This window comes from Shewanella sp. Iso12, assembly GCF_012030025.1.
GTDB classification, from domain to species: domain Bacteria; phylum Pseudomonadota; class Gammaproteobacteria; order Enterobacterales; family Shewanellaceae; genus Shewanella; species Shewanella algae.
Genome location: NZ_JAAUHW010000002.1, coordinates 539,452 through 564,938, shown reverse-complemented (window position 1 = coordinate 564,938; position 25,487 = coordinate 539,452). Strand labels below are relative to the sequence as shown.

Genomic DNA, 25,487 nt, shown 5'->3' with positions numbered 1-25,487 from the left:
TTCAGATCATTAAACGCGGCATCGCCCTGTATCTGATGCCAGATTGACATCAGCATTCTGCTCATTGATAAGCATAGCGACCCACTCATTTAGATTGGCTCCTTGCTCTTCCCTGAGCTCTGCCACCTTGGTTGCCAAGAGCGGGACGTCCCAAGCTTCTATAAAAAAACGCCCCGGAGATTTACTGCCTTACCGGGGCGTTTGGTTGGAGGGTTGCGGCCTGAGGCCGCTTTTACAGTAAAGCAGCGCTGTTATTCGAAGCACTGTAACTCAAAGCACTGTTATTCAAAGTGCTGTTACTCAAAGGCGATTCGAAGAACAGCCATTCCAATCACTGTCAGTCGAAGAAGCGTCGTCCTTCTGCGGCCATGGTCTTGAGCAATTCACTCGGGGCGAATCTGTCGCCGAAGCGGCTCTGGAAGCGTTCCAGCTTGGCCAGCAACTGATCGGCGCCCATGGTGTCTATATAGTGGAAAGGCCCACCGAGGAAAGGCGGGAAGCCAATGCCGAAGATGGCGCCAATATCGCCGTCGCGGGCAGAGGCTATGATGCCCTCTTCCAGACACCGCACCGCTTCATTGAGCATCTGCACCACACAGCGCTCTGCCAGGTTGGCATTTTCGGCGCCAACACCCGGCGCTATCCCCAGCACCTGATAAACGCTCTTGTCCACTTCCTTCTTCTTGCCGGCTTTGGGACCATAGAGATAGAAACCCTTGGCGTTCTTGCGCCCCTTGCGGTCATCGGCGAGCAGCTTATCGAAGGCAGAGGGGGCAGCAAAACGCTCACCCAACTCTTTTTCGAGTATCGGCGAAATCTTGGCGCCCACATCAATACCCACTTCATCGAGCAGAGTGATAGGGCCGACCGGGAAGCCAAACTTCACCAGCGCCTTATCTAGGCTCTCGACACTGTTGCCCTCAAGCAGCAGCTGCGCCGCTTCATTCATATAGAGCGCCAGAATACGGTTAACATAGAAACCGGCGCCATCTTTCACCACTATCGGCGTCTTGCCCTGTTTGCGGGCAAAGGCCACTGTGGTGGCTATCGTCTGGGGCGAGGTCTTGTCGTGAGCAATCACTTCCACCAGCGGCATCTTCTCTACCGGCGAGAAGTAATGCAGGCCGATGACGTTTTCCGGCCTGGCGGCGGCTTCGGCAATCTGACCTATGGGCAGAGACGAGGTGTTGGAAGCAAAAATAGTGTGTTCACCGCATTCGCGCTCGATATCCCGCACCATTTGATGCTTGAGGCTGAGATCCTCAAATACCGCCTCGACCACTATGTCGGCATCCTTTACCCCGACATAGTCTGTAGTCGTCGTCATCAAGGCCATCTGCTTATCGCGCACCGCCGGGGTCATATGTCGACGCTTGACGCCCTTATCCAGCAACTTATAGGCATAGCCCAGCGCATTGCTGAGTCCCTGCTCACTGATATCCTTGACCCGCACCGGAATTTTGGCCTTGGTAGTGGTCACTGAGGCGATACCGCCGCCCATCAGGCCTCCGCCGAGCACTACGGCCTTGTGAACCGGACTCGGCTCAGCACCTTCGGCGCCGGTTTCCTTTTTCATTTCTGTGGTGGCAAAGAAGATGGAGCGCAGCGCCGCCGACTCGGGCGTCATCACCAGCTCGCCGAAATGGCGCGCCTCGGTGGCCAAACCTGCCTCTAGCCCCTGGCTCATCCCCACCCGCACACAGTCGATGATCTTGTCCGGCGCCGGATAGTTACCCTGAGTTTTTCTGGCAACCTGTTTACGGGCCTGATCAAAGATGATTTTCTGCCCAAAGCCGTTGCTTTCGAGCAGCTTGTTCATCATAGGTTTATTATTTTTGCCTTTACCGCGCTTGGCTTTGCCGGCCAATGCCAGTTCAACTGCCGCCTCCAGCAGAATCGACTTGGGCACCACATCGTCCACCAGCCCCATCTTCAGCGCTTGCTTGGGGCGAACCTGCTTACCGGTAAGCATCATATCCAGCGCTGTGGTGATCCCCACCAGGCGTGGCAGACGCTGGGTACCACCACCGCCCGGCAGCAGACCGAGCTGAACTTCCGGCACCCCCAACATGGTTTTCTTGTCGTCACTGCACAGCCGCAGATGGCAAGCCAGTGCCAGCTCGAGGCCGCCACCGAGACAGGCGCCGTGAATGGCTGCCACCACGGGGATCTTCAACCCTTCCAGTTCGGCAAACACCTTATGCCCTGAGCTCGACAGCTCGCGGGCATCAGCGGCGCTTTGACAGGCATCGAGCATGGAGATATCGGCGCCGGCCACGAAGGAATCGGGCTTGCCTGAAATGATCACCAAGCCCTTGATACCGCTGTCCGCTTTGATTTCGCTCAGCAAGGCGCTGATCTCAGGGCCGAATTCGGCCTTGAGGGTATTCATGCTTTCGCCGGGTACATCCATGGAAAGAATGGCAATGCCGTCGTCGCGGCGGCTGAGGCTAAAACTCTTGTTGCTGTTTTCCATCTGCAATTACTCCACTTCCACTATCATTGCCACACCCAGACCACCGGCCGCACAGGCGGTTGTCAGCCCCGTACCGCCACCGCGGCGTTTCAGTTCATTACACACTTGGGTGATCAAGCGAGTACCCGTGGCCGCAAACGGATGGCCATAGGCCAGCGAGCCGCCGAGTACGTTGAACTTGCTCATATCGATTTCTCCAATGGCGCGGCTCTGACCGAGTTTTTCCTCGGCAAACTTCTTCGAGGCAAACATCTTCATATTGGCCAAAGTCTGGGCGGCAAAGGCTTCATGCATCTCTATCAGGGTCAGATCTTCGAGCTGCATACCGGCGCGTTTCAGCGCCAGTGGCGTAGCGTAGGATGGCCCCATCAGCATATCCTCCCAAACATCTATGGCGCTGAAGGCATAGCTCTTGATATAGCCAATGGGGGTGTAACCCAGGGCCTTGGCTCGGCCTTCACTCATCAGGATCACCGCCGAGGCGCCATCGGTCAGCGGGGTACTGTTGGCGGCGGTGACACTGCCGTGCTTGCGGTCGAATACGGGTCTGAGTTTGGCGTAAGACTCAAGGGACGAGTTGTCGCGGATATTGTTGTCACGCTCGATAAAACTCTTGTAGGGCGGTACATGAGCCACCATGACTTCATCCTTGAGCTTGCCTTCGTTCCAGCTCTGGCTCGCCAGGGTATGAGAGCGGTGGGCCAGCGCGTCCTGATCGGCGCGGCTGATGCCGTGGCTCTTGGCCATCTGCTCGGCGGTTTGCCCCATGGACAGGCCGGTGGAATATTCGGCCACAGCAGGCGGCACAGGCAAGAGATCTTTGAACCCCAGACGGCGAACTATGTTCCACTTCTGTCCCAGGGTACGGGCCTTGTTGAGATCAACCAAGGCATGGGCCAACTTGCGGGACACCCCGATAGGCAGCACAGAGGAGGAGTCCGAGCCCCCGGCTATGCCTATTTCGATATTGCCCGTCATGATCGACTCGGCAATATTGACAGTGGACTGAAAACTGGTGGCACAGGCACGGGTAACACTGTAGGCATCTGTGTGCAAGTTCATGCCGGTACCCAGGACAATTTCACGGGCAATATTGGGCGCTGCCGGCATCTGTACGACCTGGCCATAGACAAGCTGCTCAATCAGCTTGGGGTCCAATTCACTGCGACTGAGCAGCTCATTGACCACCATCTTGCCCATATCCAGCGCCGATACGCCGTGAAACGCCGTCGCCTGTTTGGCGAACGGGGTACGCAGACCGGCCACTATGGCAATCCGCTCGCCCCTGGCATTGGTTACCTGTTGTCTGTCACTCATTTGTCACCCTCTTTACAGTGGCGCACGCCGAAAACTGGCCCTGACGCTGCGCTTTATTGTTTTTCCATAAGAGACCCGTACTGCCCTAAACAGGTCTGACCATTAAAAATGTGATCTGATTCTAACTTCTTGTTGGCCGGTTTTAAACACCTGTTTGTTTTTTTAACACTAGCCAAGGGCGCAGGGAATTCTTTACCATAACCGCTGTCTATAGTTGGGCCTTAAAATAAAACGAGTAGCATCATGCCTTTGAGTCGATTTCATGCACTGCGGACCTATCTGGATCAAGTGATCATAGGTCAGCCAATTTTGACCGAAAACCTGCTTATCGCTCTGATAGCCGATGGCCACCTGTTAGTGGAAGGACCACCTGGGCTGGCCAAGACCCGGGCCGTTAAAGCGCTGTGTGATGGCATTGAGGGCGACTTTCACCGCATTCAGTTTACCCCGGACCTGCTGCCGGCCGATTTGACCGGCACCGACATCTATCGCGCCCAAACCGCGACCTTTGAGTTTGAGGCGGGGCCGATATTTCACAACCTTATTCTGGCGGATGAAATCAACCGCGCCCCGGCCAAGGTGCAGTCCGCCCTTTTGGAAGCCATGGCCGAAGGCCAGGTGACGGTGGGCAAGCACTCCTACAAGTTACCGCCGCTGTTTTTAGTGATGGCGACCCAAAACCCGCTGGAAAACGAGGGCACCTACCCGTTGCCGGAAGCCCAGCTTGACCGCTTCCTGATGCACCTGAACCTGGATTACCCGGAGGCAGACACTGAGCTTGAGATCCTGCGTTTGTCCCGCAGCGAAGCCAAGACCCACGGCATGGAGAAAGTCACTCCCATAGGCCAGCAGGAAGTGTTCCTCGCCCGGGAGCAAGCGCTGGAGCTGTATCTGGCCGAACCGCTGGAGCGTTATATTGTCGACTTGGTGATGGCGACCCGTCAGCCTCAGCGCTACAGCGACCAGCTTGCCAAGTGGCTGGAATACGGTGTCAGCCCGCGGGCGACCCAATCCATCGAGCGCTGTGCCCGCGCCCGCGCCTGGTTATATGAACGTGACTTTGTCTCCCCTGAAGATATTCAAGCCGTGGTGCCCAATGTACTGCGCCACCGTTTGCTGCTGAGTTATCAGGCGCAGGCCGAAGGGGTCAGCCGCGATCAGGTGATTGACCATGTGCTCAATCAGGTGGCCGTTCCCTGATGAAAGCCGCAACAACAGACTCTTCACTGCCACTGTTTGCCGACGGCCTCCACCTGTGTGAGGCCGAGCTGCTAGCCTGCCAGAATATCGCCCGCGCTCTGGGTGACAGGCAGGGAAAAGCCCGCGCGGCCATGGCCGGTCACAGAGCCAGCCTGGTCAAAGGCCGCGGCATGGAATTTGCCGAAGTGCGTCACTATCAACAGGGCGATGATGTCCGCACAATAGATTGGCGGGTCACAGCCCGCACCGGCAAGGCGCATACCAAGCTGTTTGTCGAGGAGCGTGAGCGCCCTATTCTGCTGTTGGTGGATATGAAGCACAGCCTCTATTTCGGCTCCCAGCTGTTATTGCAATCAGTACAGGTGGCACATCTGGCGGCGACCTTGGGCTGGAATGCCATCATGCAGGGCGACCGTCTCGGCGCGCTGGTGGTGGGCGATAGCGCCCACAGAGAGCTGAAGCCAAGAGCACGCAATCAGGGGATTCTGGCACTGATATCGGCGCTGGTGGCGGTACACAAGTCGCAGCTCGAAGCGCTGGACAGCCCCTATGCAGATGGTCAGGCATTAATGCTCCAGGCCTGTCAGCGTCTGGCACGACTGGCCAAACCCGGCTCCCTTATCTGGATAATCACAGACGGCAACGGTTTTGGCAGCGAATGTCAGCAGGCGCTGTCGGAACTCAAACGCCACTGCGAGCTGGCGGCCTTTGTGGTAACAGATCCCATGCGCCAAGGCACACTCGAGCTGCCGCGGCAGTTTGCCCTGCCGGTACGGGAGTCGGGCCGCAGCCTGATCCTGGATCGCAGCGGTTATGATGCCTGGCTCGGTCGTCAGCGCGCCAACCTGGCGCAGTTTGATACCCTGATGCAACAACTCAAGGTCCCGGTTCGCACTCTGGATGCCAGCCGGCGCCTCAATCAACAATTGACACTGTTAAGATGAATCCCAATCAAGCCAATCCGGCGCTGAGTGCGCTCAAGGATATTCAACTGCCGGCCGAGGTGCCCTTTTGGCCTCCGGCTCCCGGTATTTGGCTGCTGATGCTGCTGGCCTTGTTACTGCTTGGCGCCGTGGCATTCTTTGGCTATCGGCGCCTGCAGGCAGCCAAGGCTCACAAGGCGGTGGCTCAAGCCGCCATGACTGAACTGACACAGCTGCAGGACCAGGACCCGCAGCTGCTATCCAAGATGAGCGCATTGTTGAAACGCACCGCCATCAGCTATGGTGAGCGCGCCCAGGTGGCCGGACTCAGCGGTAAATCCTGGGCCGAGTATCTGGATAACGCACTGCCAGCCGAGCAGCGCGGGCGCTTCGCCTCTTTGCTCGAAAATCAATACAGTGGCCAACCGAGCGCTGCCCCCACCGAGTTGCGGGCGCTTTGTGTTTGCTGGCTCAAGTGCGCGCCCAAACACTTTGCCAAGGGAGGCAAGCCAAGATGCTGACCCTCAATTGGCCCTGGTTACTGCTGCTTATTCCCTTGCCGCTGCTGCTAGCCTATCGCCCCGCCGTCAACAGCGGCGGGCAACTGCAACTGCCCGGCGTCAATGCCCATGCCCGCGAGCAGCAACAAAGCAAACGCAGAGCGCCCTTGAGTCTCTGGCTGCTGTGGTGCCTGTTGCTTTTGGCCATCGCCCGGCCACAGTGGCTTGGCGATCCCATAGAGCTGCCCACCGAGGGGCGGGATCTGATGCTGGCTGTGGATCTCTCCGGCAGTATGCAAATTGAAGACATGGTGCTCGATGGCAAAGCGGTAGACAGATTCACCCTGATCCAGAAAGTGGTCAGCGACTTTATCGAGCGCCGCGCCGGCGATCGTATCGGCCTGATATTGTTTGCCGATGCCGCCTACCTGCAGGCGCCACTGACTCAGGACAGACGCTCTGTGGCTCAGTATCTCAAGGAAGCCCAAATCGGCCTGGTGGGCAAACAGACCGCCATTGGCGATGCCATTGCCCTGGCGGTAAAACGCTTCGATAAGGTGAAAGACAGCAACCGGGTGTTGGTGCTTTTGACCGATGGCTCCAACAATGCCGGCAGCATAGTGCCGGATCAGGCCGCCGCTATTGCCGCCAAGCGCGGCATCACCATCTACACCATAGGTGTGGGCGCCGATGTGATGGAGCGTCGCACCCTGTTTGGCCGTGAACGGGTCAACCCCTCGATGGATCTGGATGAAGCCCAGCTGCAACGGATAAGCGATGCCACCAAGGGGCGCTATTTCCGTGCCCGGAATACCGAAGAACTGGAACAGATCTATCAGGAAATCGACAAGCTGGAGCCCGTCAGCCGTGACGCCCTCAGTTACCGGCCGCAATCCGAGCTGTTTTACTGGCCGCTGGGACTGGCGCTGGCGCTAAGCGCACTATTGCAGCTGCAAAGCCTGTTGCTCAGCGTCTGGCCAAGGCCTTGGGGGAGGAAATCATGAGTTTGCACTTTATCCGTCCCGAATGGCTGTGGGCCTTAGTGCCACTGGCATTGCTGTTAGTGCTACAAAGTCGCCGTCAAACGGGCCAATCTGACTGGGATCGTTATATTGCGCCGCATCTGGCGTCACTGCTGTTGACCCAAGGCAGCAAAAGCCGCCGAAACCGCCTGCCCTGGCTTGGTCTGGCCTGGTTAGTGGCAGTACTGGCCTTAAGCGGCCCGGCGCTTTACAAGAAACCCCTGCCGATATTTGCCAGCAGCACAGGACGGGTGCTGGTGATGGATATGTCTTTGTCCATGTATGCCACAGACGCCGCCCCCAACCGTTTAACCCAGGCCAGGTTCCGCGCCACGGATCTGCTGGAGCAACTCAATGAGGGGGAAACCGCCCTGCTGGCCTACGCGGGTGACGCCTTTGTCATCAGCCCCTTGACCCGGGATCGCAACACCCTGCTCAATCTGTTGCCAACCCTGAGCCCGGCCATCATGCCAGTGCGCGGCTCCAATTTGGTCGCGGCACTGGAGAAAGCCAAGGAACTGCTCAGCCAGGGCGGCCACCTGCAGGGCGATATCATCTTGATGACAGATGGCGTCGGCAGCCGTCAGCTCAATGCCGCCAAACAGGCGATTGAGGGCAGTCACTACCGCTTAGGCATTATGGCGATAGGTTCATCCCAGGGTGCACCGATAAGGCTGCCGGATGGGCAACTGCTCAAGGACAGCCGCAATGAAGTGGTAGTACCGGCCACCGACTTTGGTCTGCTCAGCGAGCTGGCAAGTGCCGGGAACGGCATTTTGGTGCCCTACAGCAACGACGGCAAGGATCTGCAGACGCTGCAGCAGTGGCTCGCCACCAGCTCGGATGCCACAGAAACAGATCTTGCCGGCGATACCTGGGTCGACCTTGGCCCCTATCTGGCGCTCTTGCTGTTGTTGCCGCTGCTCTTGAGCTTTCGCAGCGGCCTGCCGGTACTGTTGCTGCCCTTGAGTCTTGGCCTGCTTGTCAGCCCACCTAGCCAGGCGAGCGGCTGGGATGACCTTTGGCAAACCCGAGATCAGCAGGGAATGCAGGCATTCAAGCAAGAGGATTTTGCCACTGCCGCCGACAAGTTTGTTGACCCGGCCTGGCAAGGCAGCGCCCGCTACCGCAGCGGCGATTATCAAGGCGCGCTGCAAGCCTTCGAGCAAGATGACAGTGCCACAGGCTTATACAACCAAGGCAATGCCCTGATGCAGCTTGGCCAATATGAAGAAGCCATCAAGCGCTACAGTGACGCCCTGACACAAGTGCCCGATATGCAGGATGCCATCGACAATAAGGCGTTGGCGGAATCCTTGCTAAAGCAGCGAGAGCAGCAACAAGATCAACAGAGCCAGGATAAGCAAGAGGATCAAAGCCAGCAGGATCAACAACAGAATTCTCAGTCCGGCAAGGATCAGAGTCAGGGCAGTCAGGACAGCGCCCAGGGTGACAACAGCCAGGGCCAAAACCAGGACAAAGAGCAAGGCCAAGACAGCCAAGCCTACCAGGGCTCAAGCAAGGACTCGCACCAGGGCTCAGATAAAGACGCGAACAAAGAAAATAGCGAGCCTTCCACTGCCGACTCGCAGCAAAATGATGCTGACAATGCCGCCGAGAAGGACGCCAAAGGCGATCAGAACCCGCAAAATGCCGAGGATAACACTGGCGCAAGCTCTGAGCCTGAGATGCAGGCTTCATTGCCACAAGAGCAAGAGCCGCAAAATGAGTCAAGCACAGCTGCAAGTCAAAACGGTGCAGCTAAGCAGGATGGTTCAGAGTCTGATGCCGACAAGGCCAATTCGGCGAGCCTTGCCGAGCAACAAGAGGGGCCAAACGATGAGCAAAGTGATGAGCAGCCTAAGGCACAAGTTGCCGCCTCGTCACTCGATGACACCGAGCCCCTGCCCCCTGAAATGGAGCGGGCGCTGAAGGCATTGGTGGATGACCCGGCCACTTTGCTGCGCAACAAGATGCAACTCGAGTATCAAAAACGCCGCCAGCGCGGCGAGACACCCAAGGACAATGAACAGTGGTAACTAGACTTATTCCTCTATTGCTTCTGTGCCTGCTGCCGCTCAAGGCACTGGCACTGACACAGCTTCAGGCCTCGGTCGATCGCAATCCCGTGACCGAGAGCGAGTACTTTATGCTGTCCGTGGTGGCAGATGATGAACTCGAAGCCCAGGCACTGGACACCTCGGCCCTGTTGAAAGACTTTATCGTCGGCCGCACCAGCGTCAGTCGCAGTACCCAGATCATCAATTTTGATGCCCGCAAGGAAACCCGCTGGCAAGTGATGCTGGCCCCCAAAACCACCGGCCAGGTCACTATTCCGGCCCTGAGTATCGATGGCGTCAGCAGCGATGCCATCGAATTGAAGGTGATGCCGGCAGGTAGTCGCCCCGAGGCGCAAAAAAACCTGTTCCTGCGTACCAGTATCTCGGCCAAGGAGGCCTATGTCGGCCAACTGCTCACCTACAAGGTAAAACTCTTTCTGGCCGTCGAGCTGCAGCGTGGGGTGTTGTCGGCCCCCTCTATCAGCGGCGCCCAGATAAAACAGCTCGGCGAGGATAAAGAAAGCAGTGAAATCGTCAACGGCCGCCGTTTTCGGGTGATAGAGCGCAGCTACGGCATCATAGCCGATGAACCCGGCGAGCTGGCGATTTCCGGTGCCAACTTCTCTGGCGATGTGCTGGTCGATACCCCAAGACGGGGCATGTTCGCCTTTCAGGAAAGTCGCCCCATGCAGGCCCAGAGTGACAGCATGCTGGTCAGCATCAAGCCCATCCCAGCCGAATATCACGGCGACGGGCTGATATCGGATCTGGTGATGCTCAAAGAGGAATGGGACGACAAGCAGACTTTTGAAGTGGGTCGCCCTATTACCCGCAACCTGACACTGCTGGCATCCAATGCCGATGAAACCAGCCTACCGGAGCTTAAACTGAGCTTGCCGGACAATCTCAAGAGCTATCCGGAAAAGGCGCAGCGCAAGACCTTTGTTCGCGACAACCAACTGGTATCGCAACTGACTCAGACCATTGCCATAGTGCCCTCGAAACCGGGGAGCTATACCCTGCCGGAGATCAAGGTGCCTTGGTGGAATCCGCATTTGAAACAGCAGGAGTTCGCCCTACTGCCGGCGCGCACTATCCAGGTCGCCCCCGCCGCCGATATGCCGCAACCAACCATCAACCAACCTGCGCAGGAGCCCGGCAGTAGCGCAGGTTTCTGGCCTTGGTTGACGGCCCTGTTTGCGTCGCTGTGGCTGGCCACCTGTGTGTTGTGGCTAAAGGCCCGCAGGCAGCAAGCTCCGACCGCTCCGGCAACAGTGTTGCAAGCTCAAACAAGCCAAACCCAGCCGGGATTGAGCCAGGCTTGTCAGCAAGGGGACTTGAGCCAGGTGTTCAAGGCGTTGCAGCAGGAACTCAGTGATATCACAGGCCATAGCGTCACACTCGATGAACTGCCTCAACTGGCCCCTGAGTTGGCCGCCGTGGTCGCCAAGATTCAGGCCAGCCGCTATGGCAGACAAGGCGGCGATCCCGGTCAGCATTTCCCGGCGCTGCTGCAGGCCTTTGAGCGCTTCAAGAGTCAGTACTCCAACGCCGCCGGTACGGCCTCAGTGCTGGCGCCGCTAAACCCTTAATTGGCAGCTTCAGCCATAGCGTCTATTCGCTATGGCTGAGTGCCCGTCTGGGTATAGCCTGCCGTTACCATTTCCCCTCTCAAGGCCTTTAACAGCAGACTTTTTCAACCAACTGTTTCCCTCCCTTTTCAACAGTGTGTTTACCCTTATCCCGATATTTCGGCCATCACTTTTACCGCCAAGCGTGCTGAAATCCAGACTAAATCAGGCTTGCAACCGATTTTACACTCATGGTATTTGCCAGAATGCCCCCAAGGCCATTAAGCTTAGCGGCAACAAAAATAAAACAAGCATGGAAAATGTTCGATAGCTGGCGAAAGAAAAAGTCTGATGACGCGGTCATTTCTGACATGCTGAATAAACAAAGACGTTACGATAGCCTGGTCCGGGCGCTGCATACCGATATTTACCGCTACGCCTTCTGGCTTTGCGGCGACCGTCATGTGGCCGAAGATATCACCCAGGAAACTTTTCTCCGGGCTTGGCGCTCGCTGGATTCTTTGAAAGATGACAAGGCGGCCAAGGCTTGGTTAATCACGATTTTACGGCGGGAAAATGCCCGCCGCTTTGAGCGTAAACAGTTTGATTATGCCGATATCGGCGAAGAGCATTGGCAGGATCCCGGGTCCCAGAGCCAGGAAGATCATGCCGAGCACTATCTGCTCAGGCGTCAAATCGCCCAATTGGAACCCGAGTATCGGGAGCCTTTGTTATTACAGCTGATAGCCGGATTCAGTGGCGATGAAATTGCCCAATTGCTGGATCTAAACCGAAATACTGTCATGACCCGCTTGTTTCGGGCCAGAAATCAGTTAAAAGAAGCACTGGAACACTCCAAGGTCAGAGGTCAATCCAATGGATGAGCTGAAGTTTCGCCGCCAGGCCTATGGCGACCCCAATAATCAGGATCCCGAGTTTCTCGAGGCCCTCAGCCAGAGCGAGGACAATCAGGCGTTTATCGCCGAACTCAAGGCACTCGATGGCAAGATAAGTCAGGCGCTCAGAATTCCTGTGGCCGAAGAACTGAGCGAAAAACTGCTGCTGAAACAGCAGCTGGCCGTGCATCACGCCCAACGCAAACGCACCGGCTGGATGCTGGCGATGGCGGCCTCCGTCGCTTTTGTTGCCGGAGTCAGCTTCAGTCTCTGGCGCCAAGGGCCGGTGGATTTAGGACAACACGCCCTCGCCCATGTCCGCCATGAAACCATCGCCATGACCAGTGATGCCGATATCTCTTATCAGGCGGTCAATGCCAAGCTCGCATCGCTCAAGGGGTTGGGCAGTGCCAGATTCAACAGCCAGCCTGGACGGGTGTTTTACAGCACCTTCTGCGATTTTCAGGGAATTGAGAGTATTCACCTGGTATTGGCCGGTGAACAAGGCAAGGTAACAGTGTTTATTGTGCCCCCTGAGCACAGGGTGATGCTGGCCGAGGCCTTTGCTGACAGCGAATACCGGGGAGAGGCGATAAAAACCGACTCAGCTTACCTGGTGTTGGTAGCCGAATATCCTCAGGACCTAGACGCTGTTAAAGAAGAAATAAAACAGAGCTTTATCTAAGGTATCGCGGTTCTTTGCTTGCCAAATCTCCCGGCGAACACTTGCCGGGACTGGTCAGATCTGCCTCACATAATCTGTCAACATTGGGCGCTTTGGCAAACTTTTGCTAGTATCCGCGCCAAACAACAACACAAAAGTGTAAACCAGCATGCATATTGAAACCCCGGTAATGATAACTTTTCTGGGCTATTTAGCTCTGATGATGGGGATAGGTCTTTGGGCCTACAAGGCGACCGATTCGGTCGATGACTATATTCTCGGCGGTCGCAAGATGGGCCCGGCGGTGACCGCTCTCAGTGTCGGCGCCTCCGACATGTCCGGTTGGCTGCTGCTGGGTTTGCCCGGCGCCGTCTATCTCGGCGGTCTGGGCGAAGCCTGGATGGGAATAGGTCTGTTACTGGGCGCCTGGCTTAACTGGCTTTTGGTGGCCAAACGCCTGCGGATCTATACCCAGATGGCAGATAATGCCCTCACCCTGCCGGACTTTTTTGAGAAGCGTTTCAACGACGAGGGCGGCCTCCTGAAACTGGTTTCCGCCGTCACCATATTACTGTTTTTCACCTTCTACGCCTCCTCCGGCATGGTGGGCGGCGCGGTGCTGTTCAGCAATGTCTTTGGCCTCGAGTACCTGACGGCGCTGCTGATAGGTTCCGCGGTGATAGTGGCCTATACCTTTGTCGGCGGTTTTTTTGCCGTCAGCTGGACAGACTTCTTCCAGGGTTGCTTGATGTTGATAGCCCTGTTGATAGTCCCGGTCAGCATGTTTACCCATCCTGAGAGTCACAAGAGCCTGGATGCCCTGGACCCGGCTATGCTGTCGTTATGGAGCGATAAGCTGACCCTGATAGGTCTGCTGTCGGCTCTGGCCTGGGGGCTGGGTTACTTTGGACAGCCCCATATTCTGTCGCGCTTTATGGCGATTAACAGTGTCAAGGATCTGCCGGTTTCGCGCCGCATCGCCATGAGCTGGATGTTTGTCTCCCTGATCGGCGCCCTGGCGACCGGCATTGCCGGCGCGCTCTATTTTGCCGACGAGCCGCTCAAGAATCCGGAAACTGTGTTTATCCATCTGACTCAGGTCGCCTTTAACCCCTGGATTGGTGGCCTGCTTATCGCCGCTATCTTGTCGGCCATCATGAGCACCATAGACTCGCAACTGCTGGTGTGTTCCAGCGTGATCACCGAAGATTTCTACCGTAAGTGGCTTAGGCCCGAGGCTTCAAGCAAGGAGCTGATGTTGGTCGGTCGTATCGGCGTGTTGGCCATTGCCATTATCTCAGTGGTTGTTGCCCTGGATCGGGAAGCCAGCGTACTGGGTCTGGTGAGCTATGCCTGGGCCGGTTTCGGTGCCGCCTTCGGCCCTGTAGTGATCCTGTCGCTGTTTTGGCGTGGCTACAGCCGCAACGGCGCCATTGCCACCATCCTAGTTGGCGGCTTGACAGTAATCATCTGGAAGCAATTGGAAAGCGGTATCTTCGCCCTCTATGAAATATTGCCTGGATTCATTCTGGCCACCCTGGCCGGGGTTGTAGTGAGCCGTTTGTCGCCGCCATCCGAGACTACACAGACACAGTTCAGTCGCTTCGAACAGAGCCTCTAAGCTCGTCAGTTCAGCTTTCGATTGCCCACCCCGGCGTTTGGCGTACACTTGTACGCCAAACGCACCGCCAGTTTGTAATTTATTGTTTCACCCGATTTTACAGCTTAGCAACACACAGACTTGTCACCTTCAACCAGCCACTATTCAGCTATTGCAGCTTTTCCGGCTCAACCTGCATTTTGAAGTTCATCGCACGTTCGCAGCACATTCGCAGAAATTAACCAAAATATTACAAAATTTCACATCTGGTCGGAGTTGTTGGCACTATAGGGCGTCCATAAGATGCACTGGACTAATAAGCGGGTGTCTGTGGGGTATTAGAGACTGACAGCCAACCTGCAAACATAAAAGAGAAGATAATAATGAAGTATTTCAACAAGACTCTTATCGCGGTTTCAGTAGCGCTGGTCAGTGGCCAGACCCTGGCAGCCGGTTTCCAGCTCAACAGCCAATCAGCCACAGGTATCGGCCGCGCCTTTGCCGGTGATGCCGTGATTGCAGACAACGCATCCGTGTTATCCCGTAACCCGGCCGCCATGGCACTGTTTGACAAAGCCGCTATATCGGTTGGTGTCACCACTGTTGACGTCCAGGTAGATATCAAAGACGTCAACTTCATGGGCGGCCAGGTGGATCTGGGTGGGATTGATGATGCCGGCAGCGTCAAATGGATCCCCAACATCTATTACATCCAGCCTTTGAATGATAAATGGGCTGTGGGCTTTGCTGCCTTTTCCAACTTCGGTACCGGCACAGACAGCGCCTCATTGGTCAATAGCAAAACAGTGGCGGCTCCCTATGATCTAATAGGTAATACCGAAGTAACCACCATCAACTTCAACACCAGTGTGTCTTACCGCATCAATGACATGCTGAGTTTGGGTGTCGGACTGGATTTGGTTTATGGCGAAGGCAACCTGGATCGCTATTACAATCAAATGCCATTGGTCGATGTGGATGCCGATGGTTGGGGTATTGGCGGTATTGTTGGTGCCACACTTGAGCTGAATGAGAACAACCGTTTTGGTCTGAGTTACCGTTACAGCCCCAATGTCGATGTGAGTGGCCATATTGCGACACTGACACCTTTGCCTGGCCAAACAAACAGTTTTGCTTCAACCCTGTTTGACGAGTTGGAAGTGCCTTTGGCAGACATATTCCAGTTGGCCGGTTTCCACCAGTTAACCGAAAACTTTGCTGTCCATTACACGGCTCAATACACCCGTTGGGGCAACTTCGATCAAATTACAGCCAAAGATGGTGTCAGCAGCATTTATGGTACAGGTACAGTGATTGCCAACAATGTCAATGCCCCTCTGAAGCAGTATCAGTGGAAAAACTCCTGGCTGATGAGTGTGGGCGGAACCTACGACATTAACGAACAATTCACTGTTCGCGCCGGTTACATGTTCGACAATGGTGTGGTTGATGAAATCAGTTCAATCTCTATCCCTGATTCTGACCGTCAATGGTTCACTGCTGGCTTGAGCTACCACATCAACCAGCATCAAACCATCGACTTCGGTATGGCCTTTGTTAAAGGTGAAGAAGTGGAACTGGTAGAAAACAGTGCAGTAGTTGGTCCGGTTAACGCCATTACCAAATCAGAAGCTATGTACTACTCAGTGCAGTACAGCTATCAATTCTGAGCCAAGGCTCCAACGAGTTTAAGCTGACAAGGCCGCCCTTCGGGGCGGCTTTTTTGTTGATTAACAGCAAGTTGTTCAGGCAACATTCAAGCTTACAGATGCATTCTCGCCAAGGCTTGGTTATCTTATGAAAGGTGTAAATTGCGCTGCATCGGCTGGCTTACAGGGCCGGATATAAGGCGTACTTCATATCTTCCCTATGTCACAAAAGGATTTTGAAATGAGTAAAAATTATTCTCTGGCGGCCCTGTTGCTTGGGGGTTTTATTTGCGCCGGTTTACTGCTGCTTGGCACCAGTATTGGAAACAGCCTGCTGGCAATGAAAGGTATGGAGCGAACCGTGGCGGTCAAAGGTCTGGCTGAACGCGAGGTCAAGGCCAACGTCGCCATCTGGCCGATTCGCTTCAATGAGGTGGATAACGATCTCAACACCTTGTATCAGACGGTGCAACAAAACACAGATAAAGTGACGGCTTTTCTTGAACAGCAAGGTTTCAACAAGGATGAAATCTCTGTCTCTCTGCCTTCCATCGAAGACAGGCAAGCCCAGGGTTATGTCGATCCCAATGTAAAGTATCGCTACGCAGCCCGGGTGACAGTGTCGCTTTATACTCACCAGGTGGATCTGCTGCTTGAGAGCCGTAACAAGCTGCTGGCCCTGGCCAAAGAAGGCATAGCCATCGCCAGTCAGGACTATGACAGTCGCACCGAATTCCTGTTTACCGAACTCAACAGTATCAAGCCGGCCATGGTGCAGGAGGCTACCCAAAATGCCCGTGAAGTGGCCGAGAAGTTTGCCAAAGATTCAGACTCGGTACTTGGGAAGATCAAACAAGCCAGCCAGGGCACCTTCACCATTTCCGATCGCGACAGTAATACGCCTTACATCAAGAAGGTGCGAATCGTCTCTACCCTCACCTACTATCTCAACGACTGAACTTTTGAAGCGCAAACCTGAAACGGATTTTTCAATATAAACAGGTGGCCAAGGCCGCCTGTTTTCGTATCTGTATTTTGGCTGTGTATATTCTGGCCTGGGTATTTAAGGTCTAGTCAGTTACTCAAGCCACCTCTTATTTAATCATATTTTTCTAATAATAGTTGCAGGCGACCACCTTATTCATTAGAATTTTCTCATAGATGCTTTTTTGAGAACAGTTCCATGCCCAGAATAACGCCAGTATTGACCCTGTTACTGCCCGCGCTGCTGCTCATTCAACCCGTTAAGGCAGCCGAGCCGGCCACAGTGACTGTCCGCCAGACAGAGCACTCCCAATTGCTGACCCTGGATGGCAGGCTCGAGGCGGTCAAGGCCGCAACCGTGTCGGCCCAGACCTCGGGACGGATCCTCAAGCTTTACTTTGATGTCAATGACCGAGTCCCCGCCGGGGCGGCGCTGCTTGAGATCACCAGTGAAGAGCAAGGCGCGTCCCTGGCGGCGGCCGAGGCGGAATACGCCAGAGCCAGAGCCTTGGATACCGAAGCGCAGCTGACGCTCAAGCGCTATCAGGAACTGTTTCCCAAGGGCGCGATTTCCCGCGGCCAAATGGATCAGGCCATAGCCAATGCCAAGTCAGCCTCCCAAGCGGCCAGCGCTGCCAAGGCGAGGATCATTCAGGCAAAGGAATCACTGAAATACACAGTCGTCAGCGCGCCATATGCTGGCATAGTCACGGCCAGGCATGTGGAAGAGGGAGAAACAGTCGCTCCCGGTCAGCCGCTCCTGTCCGGTTTTGCCGACGATGAGATGCGGGTGGTGATGCAACTGCCGCAGCGTTTTCTTCAGGCCGCCAAAGCCACAGACAAGATGACGGTTATCCTAGCCGATGGCCGCAGTTTTGATGTCACTACCCCCAAGGTCTTTGGTTTCAGTGATGAGCAGAGCCGCGCCTTTCAGGTGAGACTGCCACTGCCGGCCAACACAGGCGATCTATTGCCCGGCAGTTTCGTTAAGGTGCGCTTTGCCATAGAAAAGCGCCAGGAGATAGTGCTGCCAAAAGAAGCACTTTACAGCGTCAATGAGCTGTCGGCCGTCTACCTCAAGCGCGGCGACAACTTTGTCCTGCAACAGGTACGCCTGGGTGATGTGCGTGACGATGGCGTGACCATACTGGCAGGACTCGAAGCCGGAGACATAGTCGCCGCCAACGCCTATCGGTTGCTGCTCGAGCAGCGCAAGGCCAAGTAAGGGGAACTCATGGCTAATCACAGCGAAAATAACACCGGCATCTCCGGCCGCATTGCCGCCAGTTTCCAGCTCAGTGCCATTACGCCGCTCCTAGCCCTGCTGGGCTTGTTGCTGGGAATGTTTGCCATTCTTGTCACTCCCAAGGAGGAAGAACCTCAGATAGATGTGACCTTTGCCGATGTGTTTATCCCCTTCCCCGGCGCCACACCGACCGAAGTCGAGCAGTTGGTTACCCTGCCGGCAGAAGAAGTGATCTCGCAGATAAAAGGCATAGATACCCTCTACTCCTTCTCGCAGCCCGATGGCGCGATGATCATCGTCATCTTTGAGGTGGGTGTGCCCCGCAACGAGGCAATAGTCAAACTCTACAATCAAATCTATTCCAACCTGGACAAGCTGCCCAGAGCCGCGGGTGTGGGCGATCCCTTGATAAAACCCATGGGCATAGACGATGTGCCCATTGTCAGCCTGACTCTCTGGTCAGAGGATCCCGGTGTCTCTGCTCAGCAACTGACTCATGTGGCCCATGGGCTCGAAACCGAGCTCAAGCGCATTCCCGGCACCCGAGATGTCGAGTCCATGGGGTCCCATGAGTTGGTGCTCAATGTACGCATCAATCCGGCCCAAATGAGTTTTTATGGTGTCAGCTTCGATGCCATCAACCAGGCGCTCGGCGCCAATAATGCGGTCTCCATGCCCGTGTCTCTGGTGCAAGATAACCAGGAGATCAAGGTGCAGACCGGCCAGTTCCTGCGTTCGCTGGAGGATGTGCAGCAACTGGTGGTCGCGGTGCACAATGACAGCCAAGGCAAGGCCGCCCCAGTGTTCCTCAGTGATATTGCCGATATCAGCCTCAAGGCCGATGTGCCCCTCTATGGCGCCTGGCATCAAAACGGTCACAGCGCCGAAGCAGAAGCTAAAGGCGTCTTCCCGGCAGTGACCATAGCCATAGGCAAACAACCGGGTGAAAACGCCGTGGATGTGGCCGATGCTATCCTTGCCAAGGTGGAAAAGAGCCGTAACCTGCTTATTCCGGACAATGTCAATGTCACTGTGTCGCGCAACTATGGCGTAACGGCGGCTGACAAATCCAACACTCTGATCTTCAAGTTGATCTTTGCTACCGCCGCTGTGGTTATCCTGGTGGTGTTCACCATGGGAATGCGCGAGGCACTGGTGGTGGGTGTGGCGATTGTCATTACCCTGGCGATTACCCTTTTCGCCTCCTGGGCCTGGGGCTTTACCCTCAACCGGGTATCCCTGTTTGCGCTGATCTTCTCCATAGGTATTTTGGTGGACGATGCCATAGTCGTGGTGGAAAACATCCACCGTCATATGGCCATGGGCAAACGCAGCCTGAGTGAACTTATTCCCGCCGCCGTGGATGAAGTGGGTGGCCCCACGATTCTGGCGACCTTTACCGTTATTGCGGCATTGCTGCCGATGGCCTTTGTCTCGGGGCTGATGGGCCCCTATATGAGCCCTATTCCCATCAACGCCAGCATGGGCATGTTGATCTCCCTGGCTGTGGCCTTTGTGGTCACCCCCTGGCTCAGCCACAAACTGCTCAGGCACAAGGGTGGCGAGGGGCACAGCGACAATGCCAACCCTGTGATGCTCAGGCTGTTTACCCGGCTTATCAAGCCATTCCTCGAGAGCCGAAAGGCCCGTGTAGGCATGGCCGCCGGCGTGTTTGTGCTGATAGGCATGGCCGTGGCCCTGCCCGTCGGCCAATTGGTGGTGCTCAAGATGCTGCCCTTCGACAACAAGAGCGAATTCCAGGTGATGGTGGATATGCCGGAAGGCACGCCGGTGGAGCAGACGGAAAAAGTCCTCAAGGCCTTATCCGATTATCTGGTGACTGTACCCGAAGTGCAGCATCTGCAGCTCTATGCCGGCACCCATGCCCCGATTAACTTCAACGGCCTGGTCAGGCATTACTTTGTTCGCAACAGTCAGGAGCTTGGCGATATTCAGGTCAATCTCAGTGACAAGAAACACAGGGACAGAGACAGCCACAGCATAGCCCTGGCGGTGCGCGGCCCGCTGCAGCAAATCGCCCAGGGCTTCAACGCCAATGTCAAAGTAGTGGAAGTGCCCCCCGGCCCACCTGTGTGGTCGCCGATTGTGGCCGAGGTCTATGGCCCCAGCCAAGATATTCGCCAGCAGGCGGCCAGAGAGCTGCAGTCCCTGTTCCAGGCGACCGAGGATGTGGTGGATATCGATATCTTCCTGCCGGCGGCACAACAGAAATGGCAGGTACTTATCGACCGCAGCAAGGCCAGTCTGCTGGGCGTGCCCTACGCCAACATAGTGGATCTGGTGGCCACTGCTGTCGGCGGCAAGGATATCAATGTGCTGCATAAGCCGATGCAGAAACGCCCTGTGCCCATTCGCCTGGAACTGCCTGAGGCCGACAAACTGGATTTGATTTCAGTGCTTAACCTGCGCCTCGACAGCCTCCATGGCGGCACTGTGCCCGTGGCCGAATTGGTGACAATCCGCAAGGGGCAGATAGACGCACCCATCATTCACAAGAATATGATCCCGATGATCATGGTGATTGCCGACATGGCCGGGCCGCTCGACAGCCCACTGTACGGTATGTTTGAAATGGCGGCGGATATCGACTCAGAAGGTGGCCTTGGCTTCAACCAGCATTATTTCAGCCAACCCGATGGTCTGGATGCCATCAGCGTACTCTGGGATGGCGAGTGGAAGATCACCTATGAAACCTTCCGTGATATGGGCCTGGCCTATGGGGTCGGCATGATTGCCATCTATCTCCTGGTGGTGGCCCACTTCCGTTCCTATCTGGTACCGCTGATCATTATGGCGCCTATCCCCTTGACCATTATCGGGGTCATGCCGGGACACGCCTTACTCGGCGCCCAGTTCACCGCCACCTCCATGATAGGCATGATAGCGCTGGCGGGGATCATAGTACGTAACTCCATACTCCTGGTGGACTTTATCAACCAGGAAACCGCTGCCGGAGTGCCATTTGAACAGGCGGTCATTCACTCAGGCGCCGTGCGGGCCAAACCTATTATGCTCACCGCCCTGGCGGCCATGATAGGCGCCATGTTTATTCTGGATGACCCGATCTTCAACGGTCTGGCCATCAGTCTTATCTTCGGGATCCTGATCTCCACCCTGCTGACGCTGGTGGTGATCCCGGTACTTTACTATGCCCTGATGCGCAAGCGCATCGACTCAGTGATCAACCAGGCCCAGGCGGCCAAAGGAGCTTAAAATGTCTGTAGAACGTGCCACTATGGCCTTTGCCGGATTTATGGTGATGTTGTCATTACTGTTAACCGCCACTGTCCATCACAATTTTGTATGGCTAACTCTGTTTGTTGGCGCTAACCTGTTTCAGAGTGCTTTTACCGGCTTTTGTCCTGCCAGCATGCTGATGCGTAAATTCGGTATGAAAACGGAGGCTGAACAGGCCAAGGCCCACTGAATAAGGAATGCAAGTGAAGATAATAACCCGTACCCAGCGCCAATTCCTGTGGCTGACCACTCTGCTGTTTGCTGTACTGCTGAGCCTCAGCGCTCGCGCCGAGCAGATGGTTCCCGAGGTGGCACTGACCAAGGTCGCCCAGGGCGCCATGCTGGTGGATGTCAGAACCCCGGAGGAATATGCAGAGGGACATCTGCCAGAGGCGGTTAATATCCCCTTTGAACAGATAGCCGAAGCCTTTGCCAAACAGGGCATTGCCAAGGACATCCCGGTAGTTGTTTACTGCCGTAGCGGTCGCCGCTCAGGTATTGCCAAAGAGTCGCTGGAAAAAGCCGGTTATCAGGAAGTCTACAATGGTGGCGGCTATGATAGCCTCAAGGCCAGCGCCGGCAACTAGCTGACCAGATAACCATTAAGTACTGCGCCACTCATGCAACCGGGCCCACTCAAGTGGGCCTTTTTACGAAATAAGTAGCACAAATAATTAACAAAAAACCAAAAACCAAGATAACGTGCAAGTGTCAAATTTGCACGCTCAGTCAAAAAGTCGCCTTTACCCCATACTAAAGTCTCCTTTTCGCAACGATTATTCTTCAGAATAATTACTTATGCCAAATTGGAATAAGAGACATAATTAAAGTTATAAATCAATCAATTATATCTTTCACGTATCTCAGAGCTCAATCAAACCTCATATCGAATCTTATTCAAACCCGGCAAAATTTCATGCACCCGCTACTGATACATTTAGTAACAGCAACACCTAAAATGAATTTTTATTCACAAAAAGTGAAATACAACCAAACTGAAATAGAACGCCATTCCGTTAACATATGTTTTACATGACTTTTTCATAGCGGTAGATTGCAAATGGGTCATTTCAGTGAATGCTGAAGTGCCCGAGGACAATAAACCAAGATCTGTTACACGGAAGACAAGTATGAAAAAAATAACAAATAAACAGCTGGCCCTGAGTCTGTCCATGCTGGCCCTGGCAGTCTCTGCCGGTGTTCATGGCGCACCTTTCAAGCCTCAAGCCAATGATCTGTCACAGCAGTCGCCCCTGCCCAAGCGCTATATCGTTAAGTTCAAGGACAACAACGGCCTGCAAACCATGAGTGGCCAAAGCGAACTGAATCAGGTATTCGGCCAGCACAGAGCGCTTAACGGCGTTAAGGCTCGCGAAATGAAGCGCATTGGTCGCAGCCACAGCTACAGCGTCAAGTTGGATAACCCCGGACTCAAGGCGCTGCGTGCCCGCACCGATGTGGAGTATGTCGAAGAAGATATGCCCCGCCGCTTGTTGAGTGAAACCACGCCCTGGGGTCAAACCTATGTCGGCGCGACTCAGTTGGCCGATAACCTCAGCGGTAATCGCACCATATGTATCATAGACTCCGGCTATGATCGTGCTCACCAGGATCTCAGTGGCAACAATGTCACAGGTACCAACAACTCGGGCACCGGAAACTGGTTCGAGCCGGGCAATAACAATGCCCACGGAACCCACGTTGCCGGCACCATAGCCGCCATCGCCAACAATGAAGGCGTGGTTGGGGTGATGCCGAATCAGAACGCCAATATCCATGTGATCAAGGTATTCAACGAGTCAGGTTGGGGTTACTCCTCTTCACTGGTATCCGCCGTAGATACCTGTGTCGACAATGGCGCCAATGTGGTCACCATGAGCCTGGGTGGCTCAGGATCCAGCACCACTGAGCGCAATGCCATGACCAACCACTTTAACAATGGCGTGCTCTTGATTGCTGCGGCCGGTAACGATGGCAACAACACCCACAGCTACCCGGCTTCCTATGATGCGGTAATGTCGGTGGCCTCGGTCGACAGCAACAAAGACCATTCGGCCTTCTCCCAGTACACCAATCAAGTCGAAATCTCCGGCCCGGGTGAAGCAATCCTCTCAACCGTGACTCGCGGCGAAGGACGTCTGGCTGATATTGTCATTGCCGGTCAGTCGCTGTTTGCCGAAGGGGTGGTGCCTCATAACCGCTTTGTACCATCGGGCAGCAACTATGTGCCCTCGCCCATCAGCGCCAGTGCCAGCGGCGAACTGGCCGAGTGTGACACCAGCGGCGGCAACTACAACTGCGGCAACATGACAGGCAAAGTCTGTTTGGTGCAACGTTTGGAAAACCAAGGTGCCGGTTATCCCGAGATCAATGCGGTTCGCGCCTGTAACAACGCCGGTTCGGCAGCGACTATTGTCTACTCCAACAGCGATCTGCCCGGACTGCAAAACCCCTTTCTGGTGGACTCAAACACTGAATTGACCAAGGCTTCTGTGTCTGTAGACCGTGAAACCGGTCTGGCGCTGCGTAACCAAATCGGTCAGCAGGCCAGCGTATCCAACACCACTGGTGAAGACTATGAGTACTACAACGGTACTTCCATGGCGACGCCACACGTATCCGGCGTCGCAACTCTGGTATGGAGCTATCACACTGAGTGTAGTGCCGCCCAGGTGCGTCAGGCACTGAAAGCCACCGCCGAAGATCTGGATGTTCCCGGTCGTGACGATCGCACCGGCTATGGTCTGGTCAATGCCGTGGCTGCCAAGGAATATCTGGATGCCTCCTGTAATGGCCCGAGCGATCCCGGCACACCAAGCGATGGTCAGTTGGAAAACGGTGTGGCAGTCAACAACCTTAGTGGTGCCAAAGACGATGAACTGCACTTCTTCCTCGATGTGCCTGCCGGCGCTTCCAACCTCAGCTTCAACCTGAGTGGCGGCACAGGTGATGCCGACCTTTACATGCAGTACGGCGCGGCTCCAACCACCAGCAGCTTTGATTGTCGCCCCTGGAAAGGCGGCAACACTGAAAGCTGTTCGGTCAACAGCCCTCAAGCCGGTACTTACTATGTGATGGTTCGCGGTTACAGCAGCTTCAGCGGTGCCAGCCTGGTGGCTAGCTACACAGGCTCAAGCAGCACCAATCCAGGTGGCGGCGCAGCGAGCTACACCAATGGTGATAATGCCAATATTCCCGACAACAACAGCACAGGCATTACCAGCCCCATCAGTGTCAGCCGCAGCGGTGATTCGGGTGTGGTCACTGTAGATGTCAGCATAGTGCACCCTTACATTGGCGATCTGCAGGTTGAACTGCACAGCCCCAATGGCCAGATTGCCGTGCTGCACGACAACACAGGCAAAGGCACCGACAATATCAACCAGAGCTATTCGGTCGATATGACAGGTGTCGAGTCCAGTGGTACCTGGCTGCTCAAGGCCGTTGACTCCGGTCGCCGTGACGTAGGCTACATCGACAGCTGGTCACTGCACTTTAAATAATCTCTCTTTCAAGGGGCCGCTACGGCCCCTTTTTCCTCTCTCGATGGTTTCCCCTTGGCTGAAGAGCTGCCGGACAGTTTGACGCGACTTTTTCAACCTTTTTGCAAGGCATTTGAAAAGCTTCTCGGTTATACTGGCGCCGCTTTTATAACACCAGCTACCAAGGCCCATTCATGACAGCTTCCAATTCCCCTCAAGCCAACAAAGATCCCCTGCACGGCTTGACCCTCAAGGCGATACTCACAGAGATGGTGGAGCAGTACGGCTTTGATGGCCTGGCACAAAGGATAAAAGTGCGCTGCTTCAGCCATGATCCCAGCATTAAATCGAGCCTGACCTTTTTGCGAAAGACCCAATGGGCCAGGGAAAAACTGGAACGCCTCTATCTGACCAGCAAGGGCTTGCCCATTCCGCCTCACCTGCTGGGCAGTTCAACCCCGGCCACAAGGCAAAAGCCAGCCAAACAAACCTGTGCCGACAAGCCTCAAACCAATGCCCATATCTGGGGTAAAAAGAGCGACTAGGCAGATACTGATACAGCACGCAACCCGCTATATTTTTAACCAATTTTGCCTTAAAGCTGCTAAAGTTCTTCCCCTTGCAGCCGATAAGTCGTTA

The 25,487-nt window shown here is 55.2% G+C and carries 19 protein-coding genes; 17 read left to right on the top strand and 2 right to left on the bottom strand.

Annotation, left to right across the window (positions count from 1 at the left end; translation table 11 throughout):
* Positions 1 to 337: 337 nt before the first annotated feature.
* Positions 338 to 2,476, bottom strand: a complete 2,139-nt coding sequence (gene fadJ / locus HCX89_RS06505; RefSeq protein WP_109247339.1) for a fatty acid oxidation complex subunit alpha FadJ — start codon at positions 2,474 to 2,476, stop codon at positions 338 to 340.
* A 6-nt stretch (positions 2,477 to 2,482) separates the two neighbouring features.
* Positions 2,483 to 3,793, bottom strand: coding sequence for an acetyl-CoA C-acyltransferase FadI (gene fadI / locus HCX89_RS06500; RefSeq protein ID WP_045282694.1), 1,311 nt, complete (start codon positions 3,791 to 3,793; stop codon positions 2,483 to 2,485).
* A 243-nt stretch (positions 3,794 to 4,036) separates the two neighbouring features.
* On the opposite strand from fadI, the gene HCX89_RS06495 reads away from it, so the two are divergent.
* The 17 genes from HCX89_RS06495 to HCX89_RS06415 all read left to right on the top strand — a co-directional run bounded on the left by HCX89_RS06495 (position 4,037) and on the right by HCX89_RS06415 (position 25,393).
* The gene (locus HCX89_RS06495) at positions 4,037 to 4,993 is read left to right on the top strand and encodes a MoxR family ATPase (RefSeq protein ID WP_028780795.1); all 957 of its coding nucleotides are present in this window, start codon (positions 4,037 to 4,039) and stop codon (positions 4,991 to 4,993) included.
* Entirely contained in the window at positions 4,993 to 5,937 is a 945-nt protein-coding gene (locus HCX89_RS06490; protein WP_109247340.1) for a DUF58 domain-containing protein, read from the top strand. The genes HCX89_RS06495 and HCX89_RS06490 overlap by 1 nt, the downstream gene beginning before the upstream one ends.
* Positions 5,934 to 6,437, top strand: coding sequence for a DUF4381 domain-containing protein (locus tag HCX89_RS06485; RefSeq protein WP_109247341.1), 504 nt, complete (start codon positions 5,934 to 5,936; stop codon positions 6,435 to 6,437). The genes HCX89_RS06490 and HCX89_RS06485 overlap by 4 nt, the downstream gene beginning before the upstream one ends.
* Complete coding sequence (locus tag HCX89_RS06480; protein ID WP_167715397.1) at positions 6,431 to 7,420, top strand: VWA domain-containing protein; 990 nt, start codon at positions 6,431 to 6,433, stop codon at positions 7,418 to 7,420. Before HCX89_RS06485 ends, HCX89_RS06480 begins: the two co-directional genes overlap by 7 nt.
* Positions 7,417 to 9,477 carry a VWA domain-containing protein gene (locus HCX89_RS06475; RefSeq protein WP_167715396.1) on the top strand — a complete coding sequence of 687 codons (2,061 nt, stop codon included), beginning with the start codon at positions 7,417 to 7,419 and terminating at the stop codon, positions 9,475 to 9,477. The genes HCX89_RS06480 and HCX89_RS06475 overlap by 4 nt, the downstream gene beginning before the upstream one ends.
* Positions 9,471 to 11,090: a BatD family protein gene (locus HCX89_RS06470; protein WP_167715394.1), complete on the top strand. Its 1,620-nt coding sequence runs from the start codon at positions 9,471 to 9,473 to the stop codon at positions 11,088 to 11,090. The genes HCX89_RS06475 and HCX89_RS06470 overlap by 7 nt, the downstream gene beginning before the upstream one ends.
* A 299-nt stretch (positions 11,091 to 11,389) precedes the next feature.
* The gene (locus HCX89_RS06465; RefSeq protein WP_025011133.1) at positions 11,390 to 11,953 is read left to right on the top strand and encodes a sigma-70 family RNA polymerase sigma factor; all 564 of its coding nucleotides are present in this window, start codon (positions 11,390 to 11,392) and stop codon (positions 11,951 to 11,953) included.
* Positions 11,946 to 12,650 carry a DUF3379 domain-containing protein gene (locus HCX89_RS06460; protein WP_115390209.1) on the top strand — a complete coding sequence of 235 codons (705 nt, stop codon included), beginning with the start codon at positions 11,946 to 11,948 and terminating at the stop codon, positions 12,648 to 12,650. The genes HCX89_RS06465 and HCX89_RS06460 overlap by 8 nt, the downstream gene beginning before the upstream one ends.
* 148 nt (positions 12,651 to 12,798) lie before the next feature.
* The gene (gene putP / locus HCX89_RS06455) at positions 12,799 to 14,250 is read left to right on the top strand and encodes a sodium/proline symporter PutP (RefSeq protein ID WP_093983404.1); all 1,452 of its coding nucleotides are present in this window, start codon (positions 12,799 to 12,801) and stop codon (positions 14,248 to 14,250) included.
* Positions 14,251 to 14,612: 362 nt separating this feature from the next.
* Complete coding sequence (locus HCX89_RS06450; protein ID WP_025011135.1) at positions 14,613 to 15,899, top strand: OmpP1/FadL family transporter; 1,287 nt, start codon at positions 14,613 to 14,615, stop codon at positions 15,897 to 15,899.
* Between the two features lie 220 nt (positions 15,900 to 16,119).
* Positions 16,120 to 16,836, top strand: coding sequence for an SIMPL domain-containing protein (locus HCX89_RS06445; RefSeq protein ID WP_044734721.1), 717 nt, complete (start codon positions 16,120 to 16,122; stop codon positions 16,834 to 16,836).
* Positions 16,837 to 17,061: 225 nt separating this feature from the next.
* Complete coding sequence (locus HCX89_RS06440; protein ID WP_109247345.1) at positions 17,062 to 18,087, top strand: efflux RND transporter periplasmic adaptor subunit; 1,026 nt, start codon at positions 17,062 to 17,064, stop codon at positions 18,085 to 18,087.
* 9 nt (positions 18,088 to 18,096) lie between these two features.
* A complete protein-coding gene (locus tag HCX89_RS06435) occupies positions 18,097 to 21,342 on the top strand; it encodes an efflux RND transporter permease subunit (RefSeq protein ID WP_109247346.1) in 3,246 nt (1,081 codons plus the stop codon).
* 1 nt (position 21,343) lies between these two features.
* A complete protein-coding gene (locus HCX89_RS06430) occupies positions 21,344 to 21,556 on the top strand; it encodes a DUF2892 domain-containing protein (RefSeq protein ID WP_025011137.1) in 213 nt (70 codons plus the stop codon).
* 76 nt (positions 21,557 to 21,632) lie between these two features.
* Positions 21,633 to 21,953, top strand: coding sequence for a rhodanese-like domain-containing protein (locus HCX89_RS06425; RefSeq protein ID WP_254428364.1), 321 nt, complete (start codon positions 21,633 to 21,635; stop codon positions 21,951 to 21,953).
* 543 nt (positions 21,954 to 22,496) lie between these two features.
* Positions 22,497 to 24,869, top strand: a complete 2,373-nt coding sequence (locus tag HCX89_RS06420) for a S8 family serine peptidase (protein ID WP_144158379.1) — start codon at positions 22,497 to 22,499, stop codon at positions 24,867 to 24,869.
* A gap of 173 nt (positions 24,870 to 25,042) precedes the next feature.
* Entirely contained in the window at positions 25,043 to 25,393 is a 351-nt protein-coding gene (locus HCX89_RS06415; RefSeq protein WP_025887170.1) for a VF530 family DNA-binding protein, read from the top strand.
* Positions 25,394 to 25,487: the final 94 nt, after the last annotated feature.